The organism is Amycolatopsis sp. NPDC058278, from assembly GCF_042881395.1.
In the GTDB taxonomy this organism is placed as follows: Bacteria; Actinomycetota; Actinomycetes; order Mycobacteriales; family Pseudonocardiaceae; genus Amycolatopsis.
Map to the genome: position 1 here is coordinate 1 of NZ_JBHVXZ010000236.1, position 5804 is coordinate 5804.

At 72.6% G+C, this 5804-nt stretch carries 8 protein-coding genes; 1 reads left to right on the forward strand and 7 read right to left on the reverse strand.

Annotated features, from left to right (window positions below; genetic code table 11):
• Positions 1–95: manganese catalase family protein (locus tag ACFVYA_RS49160; protein ID WP_387055479.1), on the reverse strand; the 95-nt coding region annotated here is incomplete at its 3' end.
• Between the two features lie 123 nt (positions 96–218).
• Here ACFVYA_RS49160 and ACFVYA_RS49165 point away from each other — a divergent pair.
• On the forward strand, positions 219–944 hold the full coding sequence (locus tag ACFVYA_RS49165) for an ATP-binding protein (RefSeq protein WP_387055470.1): 726 nt from the start codon (positions 219–221) through the stop codon (positions 942–944).
• Between the two features lie 101 nt (positions 945–1045).
• Here ACFVYA_RS49165 and ACFVYA_RS49170 read toward each other — a convergent pair whose 3' ends face one another.
• The 6 genes from ACFVYA_RS49170 to ACFVYA_RS49195 form a co-directional block, all read right to left on the reverse strand.
• Complete coding sequence (locus ACFVYA_RS49170; protein WP_387055471.1) at positions 1046–1207, reverse strand: hypothetical protein; 162 nt, start codon at positions 1205–1207, stop codon at positions 1046–1048.
• Between the two features lie 17 nt (positions 1208–1224).
• Positions 1225–1470: a DUF2188 domain-containing protein gene (locus ACFVYA_RS49175; protein WP_285990517.1), complete on the reverse strand. Its 246-nt coding sequence runs from the start codon at positions 1468–1470 to the stop codon at positions 1225–1227.
• A gap of 74 nt (positions 1471–1544) precedes the next feature.
• Complete coding sequence (gene couO, locus ACFVYA_RS49180) at positions 1545–2411, reverse strand: 4-hydroxyphenyl-beta-ketoacyl-CoA hydrolase (protein WP_387055473.1); 867 nt, start codon at positions 2409–2411, stop codon at positions 1545–1547.
• Between the two features lie 14 nt (positions 2412–2425).
• Complete coding sequence (locus ACFVYA_RS49185; RefSeq protein WP_387055481.1) at positions 2426–3358, reverse strand: 3-hydroxyacyl-CoA dehydrogenase NAD-binding domain-containing protein; 933 nt, start codon at positions 3356–3358, stop codon at positions 2426–2428.
• Positions 3325–5340 carry an acetoacetate--CoA ligase gene (locus tag ACFVYA_RS49190; RefSeq protein WP_387055475.1) on the reverse strand — a complete coding sequence of 672 codons (2016 nt, stop codon included), beginning with the start codon at positions 5338–5340 and terminating at the stop codon, positions 3325–3327. The genes ACFVYA_RS49185 and ACFVYA_RS49190 overlap by 34 nt, the downstream gene beginning before the upstream one ends.
• Positions 5337–5804, reverse strand: a 468-nt coding sequence (locus tag ACFVYA_RS49195) for a crotonase/enoyl-CoA hydratase family protein (protein ID WP_387055477.1), incomplete at its 5' end; no start/stop codon positions are given. The genes ACFVYA_RS49190 and ACFVYA_RS49195, both read right to left, overlap by 4 nt.

Below are 5804 nucleotides of genomic sequence, written 5' to 3' on the forward strand. Positions count from 1 at the left end.
GCGCCGCCGATGAGTTCCTGGAGCTTGCGGGCGTAGACGGCATCCGGCTTTTCGGGCTTGGCTTCGAACTGCAGCAGCTTCGTGTGACGGAACACATCGTCTCCCTTCCGAGCCGCGGAGTTCCCCCGATCGGCCGCGTCAATCGGGGAAACGCGTTGTTTGACGGGTTCCGGACGGGCTATCCGATCGGGTGATCGTCGTGAGAGGAGGTGGTCCCGGTGCTCGCCCGGCACAATTCGGTGTGGCTGGTGCCCCGGCACGGCGCACTCGCGAAGGCGTCCGCCGTCGGCGTGCTGGACCGGACGACGTACTCGCAGCTGCGCGACGAGTTGCTCGAGTTCGCGGCCGATTCCGAGGACGGCGTGCTGATCGACGTCGAGCGCCTCGAACTGCGCGACCGGGCGCTGATCCGGGTGTTCGCCCTGGTCGCCCTGTGTGTCGGCGAGTGGCCCGCGATCCCGTTCGCGTTGGTGACGGGCCGCCCGGAGCAGCGCGCGGCGCTCGCGGCGAGCGGCGTGCCGGTGTACGCGGACACCGCCACGGCGGAGGCGGCGCTGACCCGCCCGGCCGGGCGAAGGGTGGGCCGCCTGCTCGACCGCTCGCCGCGCACGTCGGCGCGTGCCCGCGGATTCGTCCGCGGGATCTGCGCCGAGTGGATGGTGCCGGAGCTGGCCGAGGACGCCGAGCTGATCGCGACCGAGCTGGTCGAGAACACGCTCCGCCACACGGATTCGGCGCCGCGGCTGCGGCTGGAGCTGCGCCGCGGAACCCTGTCGGTGGCGGTCTCCGACGAGAGCCGGCGGCCGGCGGTGCTGCGGGAGGGCCTCGACCTGGCCCGCGTGGGGCTGGGGCTGCGGATGATCACGAAGGTCGCGAAGCGGTGGGGGAGCAGCCGGTCCCGCTCGGGCGGGAAGACGGTGTGGGCCCTGCTGGCCCGCCCGTGAGCCGCTGAGGACTCACCACCGTCCCGCCCGCCTCGGCCCTTGCCACGGAAGGAAGCGCCGGGTGCGGGCCTGGTTCATCGTGCCGTCCGGGCTCGAGAAGCTCAGCCCGGTGCGCCCGCGAACGTCACCGCTCGCCCGGCTTGAAGGTCGACCAGCGAGTCGCTGAACTCGAAGTAGTACTTTTCGCCGATCCGCAGGACGGGGATCTCGAGGCCGTCCTTCACCACCGTGCCGGCCGCGCTGTCCGGGTTGAGCTGCAGCACGGCCGTCGGGTGATCCGTTACCGCGGTCGTGACGGGGTGTCGCCGCCGCGCTCGGTGCCCCGGGGGCGGAAGTCGCGTTCGGTTTCGACGTCGCCTTCCGGCGTGTGGACGAAGTGCCCGACCCGGCGCTTGCGCGCGATCTGCCGCCCCGCCAGGACGGCGTCGACGCGGCGAGGAGAGGTGTTGGACGCCCGGCGGCCGCCTTCGACGCGGTTCTTCCACAGTCCGTCTTCGTAGTAGGTGTGCACGTCACCCTCCGCCACGACGCCGCCTCCCATCGTGAGTGCTGGAAGGCTGCGGATGCCCGGGGACGTAGCGGACAAACGCTATCCGGCGTTCAAGCCAGCCGGAGTACTTCGATGGCGTTGTCCTTGAGGATCAGCGGCCGCACTTCGTCCTTGAGCTCCAGCTCGGCGAAGTCGGCGAGCCAGCGGTCCGGGGTGATCACCGGGAAGTCGGACCCGAACAGGACTTTCCGCTTCAGCAGGGTGTTGGCCGCGCGGACCAGCTGCGGTGGGAAGTACTTCGGCGACCAGCCCGACAGGTCGATGTACACGTTCGCCTTGTGCGTCGCGACCGAGATCGCTTCGTCCTGCCACGGCACCGACGGGTGCGCCAGGATCACCGTCAGGTCCGGGAAATCCGCGGCGACGTCGTCGAGCAGCATCGGGTTCGAGTACCGCAGCTTGATGCCGTGCCCGCCCGGCAGGCCGGCGCCGATGCCGGTCTGCCCGGTGTGGAACAGGGCCGGAACACCCAGTTCGGCGATCGCCTCGTAGAGCGGGTAGTACCGGACGTCGTTGGGCTCGAACGCCTGCAGGCTCGGGTGGAACTTGAACCCGCGCACCCCGTGCTCGGCCACGAGCCGCCGCGCGCGGAGCACGGCGGCCTTGCCGGCGTGCGGGTCGACCGAGCCGAACGGGATGAGGACGTCGGCGTGCTCGGCGGCGGCGTCGGCGATCTCCTCGCTCGAGAGCGCGGGGTGGCCGGTCGCGGCCGGCGCCTCGACCGTGAAGACGACGGCGGCCATCTGCCGGGCCCGGTAGTGCTCGGCGATCGCGGTCACCGTCGGCGTGCGGTCCTGGCCGGCGCGGAAGTACTTCGCGGAGGCGTCCAGCAGTTCCTGGTCGAGGGCGAAGCAGCCGTGGCCGTCTTGTTCGACGTGGGTGTGGACGTCGATGGCGGTCAGGGAGGAAAGGTCCACGAGGAGCTCCAGGGTCAGGGCAGGTCGGGCTGCGCGGCCTTGGCGGCCAGCAGCTGGTCGAGGACGGCGTCGCGGGCGGCGACGAGCCGGTCGTGGTCGGTGCCGGCCAGTTCGGCGTCGACGCCGGCGACGAGGGTCTCGGCGAGTTCCGGCGTCAGGTGGACGCGGCCCAGGTCGCGCCACCACTGCTCGGTGGGCGGGCCGAGGTGCCGCAGGATGTGCGCGAGCCCGCCCGCGCCACCGGAGAGGTGCTGGTTGACGAACGGGCCGAGCACGGCCCAGCGCAGACCGGGCCCGTTGGCGATGGCGGCGTCGATGTCGGCGACCGTCGCGACGCCGCGTTCGACGAGGGAGTACGCCTCCTGCCACAGCGCGGCCTGCAGCCGGTTCGCGACGTGGCCGGGTACCTCCCGCGTCAGCCGGATCGGCCGCTTGCCGGCCGCGGTGTAGAACTCGACCGCGCGGTCGACGACCTCGGGCGTGGTTTCGGTGCCCGGGACGACTTCCACGAGCGGGATCACGTGCGGCGGGTTGAACGGGTGCCCGACGACCACGCGCTCGGGGTGCTTCGGGCAGCCGCGCGCGATGACGCTCGGCAGCAGCCCGGACGAGCTGCTCGCCAGGATCACCTCCGGCCGCGCGGCCTCGTCGAGCACGGCGAACAGGCGGTGCTTGACGTCTTCGCGCTCGGGTCCGTTCTCCTGCACGAAATCCGCGTCCGCCACCGCGGCGCCGGCGTCGGTGGCGAAGCTCAGCCGCTCCTGCGAAGCGCCTTCGGCGAGGCCGAGCCGGATCAGCGTGGGCCAGTGCGCGGCGACGTCGGCGCGCAGGCGGTCTTCGGCGCCGGGCGCCGGATCGGTGGCGACGACGTCGTAGCCGCGGGCGAGGAAGTGCGCGGCCCAGCCGGCCCCGATCACGCCGGTCCCGACGACCGCGATGGTGGTGATCCGGCGGGGTTTCGCCGCGTGGCCGGCGGGGTCTGAGCTGTGCCCGACGGTGAAGCCCGCCCTCCGGCGATCGAGACGTACGCCTGCAGCGACCCGGGAGGGGCCAGGACGTCTCGCGCGGCGACGTCGTCCGGTCGTGCGCCGCGGAGCAGTTTCTTCACCGGCAGCTCCAGTTTCTTCCCGGTGCGGTTGCGGGGGATCGACGGCACGGCGGTGATCGCGTCCGGCACGTGCCGCGGCGAGAGCGCGCTCCGCAGCGCCGAGGCGATCTTGCCGCGCAAGGCGTCGTCGAGTTCGGCGCCGGACCGCAGCGCCACGAACAGCCGGAGGTCGCCGTTGCCGCCGGCGGGGTCTTCGAGGTGCACGACGAGGGAGTCCTCGATCTCCGGGAGCTCCTCGACGACGGCGTAGAACTCGGCGGTGCCCAGCCGGACGCCGCCGCGGTTGAGGGTGGCGTCCGAGCGGCCGGCGATGACACAGCTCCCCTCGGGCGTGAACCGGATCCAGTCGCCGTGGCGCCAGACGCCGGGATAGGTCGAGAAGTATGTGTCGCGGTAGCGCTCACCCGAGTCGTCGCCCCAGAACCCCACCGGCATCGACGGCATCGGGGCGGTGATCACCAGCTCGCCCAGTTCCCCGACGACCGGGGCACCGTGCTCGTCGAACGCCTTCGCGTCGACGCCGAGGCAGGGGCCGGAGATTTCGCCGGCCCGCACCGGCTGCAGCGGGCTGCCCTGGACGATGCCGCTGCACACGTCGGTGCCGCCGCTGCCGACGTTGAGCAGGACGCCCGGGAACCGCTCGTGCACCCAGCGGAAGCCTTCGGCGGGCAGCGGGCTGCCGGCCGCGCCGAGCTGCCGCAGCGCGGAGAGGTCGTGCTCGGCGGCCGGGTCGAGGCCCGCTTTCCGGCACGCCATCAGGAATCCCGGGCTCGCGCCCATCAGCGTCGCGCGCGTCTCCTCGGCCAGGCGCCACTGCCAGGCCAGGTCCGGGTGCAGCGGGTTGCCGTCGACCAGCACGATCGACGCGCCGGTGAGCAGCCCCGACACCAGCGCGTTCCACATCATCCAGGCGGTGGTGGAGAACCACAGGATCCGGTCGCCCGGGCGCAGGTCCCAGCTGAGGCCGTGGTTCTTGAGGTGTTCCAGCAGGATGCCGCCGTGGCCGTGCACGATCGCCTTCGGCTTGCCCGTGGTGCCGGAGGAGAACAGCACGCACAACGGGTGCGCGAAGCCGACCGGTTCGAACCCGGGGGCGCTTTTGGTGAGTAGATCGGCCCAGGCGAGCGTGCCGGGCAGGTCCTCGCCGCCGTAGGGGACGTGCACGACGTGCTCGGCGGTGGGCAGGCCCGGGCGGATTTCGGCGACTTCGGCGCGGCGGTCGACGTCCTTGGCGCCGTAGCGGTAGCCGGACACCGTCAGCAGCACCCGCGGCTCGATCTGGCCGAACCGGTCGACCACCGACCGGGCGCCGAACTCGGGCGCGCAGGAGGCCCAGATGGCACCCAGGCTCGCGACCGCGAGGTAGGCGACCACGGCTTCCGGGATGTTCGGCAGGTAGGCGACGACGCGGTCGCCGCGCCCGACCCCGAGCCGGGCCAGCCCCGCGCGGGCGCGCGCGACCTGGTCGCGCAGCTGGTCCCAGGTCAGCTCGGTGCGCTCCCGCGTCTGGGAGTAGGCGATGACCGCGGCGGCGTCGCCGGGGCCGTGGCCGAGGGCGTGTTCGGCGTAGTTGACGGTCGCGCCCGGGAACCATTCCGTGCCGGGCATGGTCCGGTCGGGCACCACCGCGGTGGCCGGGGTGTGCAGGCGGACGCCGAAGAAGTCCTTGATCGAGGACCAGAAGCCGCCGAGGTCGGTCACCGACCACCGGTGCAGGGCCGCGTAGTCGTCGAAGGAGTGCCCGCGGGCTTCCAGCCACCGCAGGTACCGGCCGATCTCGGTGGTTTCGCGGACGTCGGGGGCGACCGGGCGCAGGATCATCGGCCGACCTTCCCGGCGCGCTTTTCGAGGAACGCCTGCATCCGTTCCTTCGCTTCGGCGCTGCCACTGGCGACGGCGGCCATCAGCGCCTCCATCAGGTAGCCCTCGGCCGGGTTGGCCTCGGCGATGCGGGGGAGGGCCTGCAGGACGGCGAAGTTCGTGATCGGCGAGTTGTCCGCGATCTTGCGCGCCAGGCCGAGCGCGTGCTCCAGGCCGTTGTCCACGCGGTAGTGCGACAACCCGGCGGCGTGGCCCTCGTCGGCGTCGAGCACCCGGCCGGTGAGCATCATGTCGGCCATCCGGTGCGCGCCGATCAGCCGCGGCACCCGCACCGACGCGCCGCCGCCGACGAACAGCCCGCGCTGGCCCTCCGGCAGCGCGTAGAACGCCGAGGGTTCGGCGACGCGGATGTGCGCGGCGGCCGCCAGTTCCAGGCCGCCGCCGACGACCGCGCCCTTGAGCAC